This is a genomic window from Nocardioides sp., assembly GCF_004803405.1.
Taxonomy (GTDB): Bacteria; Actinomycetota; Actinomycetes; order Propionibacteriales; family Nocardioidaceae; genus Nocardioides; species Nocardioides vastitatis.
In genome coordinates this window covers 1-558 of record NZ_SSXI01000161.1, presented here as the reverse complement: position 1 = coordinate 558, position 558 = coordinate 1, and the positions used below count along the sequence as shown (strand labels likewise).

Genomic DNA, 558 nt, shown 5'->3' with positions numbered 1-558 from the left:
GTATGTCCGGCGGCGTCCTACTCTCCCACAGCCTCTCGGTTGCAGTACCATCGGCGCTGGCAGGCTTAACTTCCGGGTTCGGGATGGGACCGGGTGTTTCCCTGCCGCTATGGCCGCCGTAACTCTATGAACCCTCATGTCCCGGTGGGCGTGGTGCCCGTGGGGTGGGGTTGGATTGTGGACGCGTCGCGTTAGTGGTGGTTCTGGGTGATTGTTTGTTGGGTGTGTTGGGGGTTTGTTGTGGCAAGTCTTCGGCCTATTAGTACCGGTCGGCTGGGCATTGCTGCTGTACACCTCCGGCCTATCAACCCAATCATCTTTTGGGGGCCTTAACCCCACAAGGGGGTGGGAAACCTCATCTTGAAACGTGCTTCCCGCTTAGATGCGTTCAGCGGTTATCACTTCCGAACGTAGCCAACCAGCCCTGCACCTGGCGGTACAACTGGCACACCAGAGGTTCGTCCATCCCGGTCCTCTCGTACTAGGGACAGCCTTTCTCAAGTTTCCTACGCGCGCGGCGGATAGGGACCGAACTGTCTCACGACGTTCTAAACCCAG

General features: G+C 58.8%; 2 rRNA genes. Both read right to left on the bottom strand.

Going from position 1 to position 558, the window contains the following annotated elements:
- Positions 1 to 4 precede the first annotated feature (4 nt).
- A 5S ribosomal RNA gene (gene rrf, locus E7Z54_RS11580) occupies positions 5 to 121 on the bottom strand.
- Positions 122 to 239: 118 nt separating this feature from the next.
- Positions 240 to 558, bottom strand: a 23S ribosomal RNA gene (locus tag E7Z54_RS11575); the annotation flags it as partial.